A 1,072-nucleotide genomic window follows, 5' to 3' on the forward strand; every position below is an offset into this window, starting at 1 on the left:
GCCGCCAAACGGGCGGCCACGTCGATCAGGCGCCCTGGCCCTGGTTCTGCATCAGCCCGCCGTCCATGAAGTACGTCGACCCGGTCACGTAGTCGGCATCGTCGCTGGCCAGGAAGACGGCCAGCCGGCCGATCTCCTCCGGCTCGGCGGCCCGCTTCCAGGGGATGGACTGCACCTGCTCCTCCAGATAGGCCGGGTCGTCGATGGCCTTCTGGTTGAACGGGGTGAGCACCATCCCGGGCCCGATGTTGTTGACGTTGAGGCGCATCGGGGCGACCTCCAGCGCGAGGCTCTTCGCGAACTCCAGCAGCGCGCCCTTGCTCGCGTCGTAGTCGGAGCCACCGGCGCGCGCCACCTCCTGGTGGATCGACGTGATGTTGATGATCTTCCCGTGGCCGCCCTGGTCTCGGCGGTGCCGGACGAACCGCCGGGAGCAGAAGAACGCCCCGTAGACGTTGGTCCGGATCGCCCGGTCCCACGTCTCGGTGTCCAGGTCCGCCACCGGGATGCCGGAGGCGTCGACCCCGGCGTCGTTCATCAGCACGTCGAGGCTGCCGAACTCGGCGATGGCCGCGTCGAACATCGCCTCGACGTCCTGCTCGTCGGTGATGTCGCAGCGCATCACCGCCGCCCGCCGCCCGGCCCGCTCCACCCGGTCCCGGGTGTGCTCGGCCCCCTGCCGGTCGTGCAGGTAGTGCACCACCACGTCGGCGCCCTCGCGGGCGAACTCGATGGCGCTGGCCTGCCCGATCCCCGAGTCCGAGCCGGTGATCAGGGCCGTGGTTCCGTCGAGCCGTCCGGTCATCAGCGTGCTCCCTCCGGTCGTGCCGTGCCCGTCGGCACGGTCTGGCGCGGGCGGTCCGCGCGGGTGCGTGTGCTGTCTCGCCTGCGCCTCGATCCCGCCCGCTGCTCCTCGGCATCGGTGAGTTCCCCGGCGGCGTTGATCAGGCCGATGTGCGAAAACGCCTGCGGGAAGTTGCCGAGCTGCTCCCCGGTCACCGGATCGATCTGCTCGGCGAACAGGCCCAGGTCGTTGACCCGGCCGGCGAGGGACTCGAACAGCTGCCTGGCC

At 70.7% G+C, this 1,072-nt stretch carries 2 protein-coding genes; both read right to left on the bottom strand.

Annotated elements, in window-relative coordinates; genetic code table 11:
* Positions 1-25: 25 nt before the first annotated feature.
* On the bottom strand, positions 26-805 hold the full coding sequence (locus tag ACFT41_RS32345; RefSeq protein WP_377589571.1) for a glucose 1-dehydrogenase: 780 nt from the start codon (positions 803-805) through the stop codon (positions 26-28).
* Positions 805-1,072: glycoside hydrolase family 15 protein (locus ACFT41_RS32350; RefSeq protein WP_377614119.1), on the bottom strand; the 268-nt coding region annotated here is incomplete at its 5' end. The genes ACFT41_RS32345 and ACFT41_RS32350, both read right to left, overlap by 1 nt.

The sequence above is a fragment of the Micromonospora sp. NPDC057141 genome (assembly GCF_042670805.1).
Taxonomy (GTDB): Bacteria; Actinomycetota; Actinomycetes; order Mycobacteriales; family Micromonosporaceae; genus Micromonospora.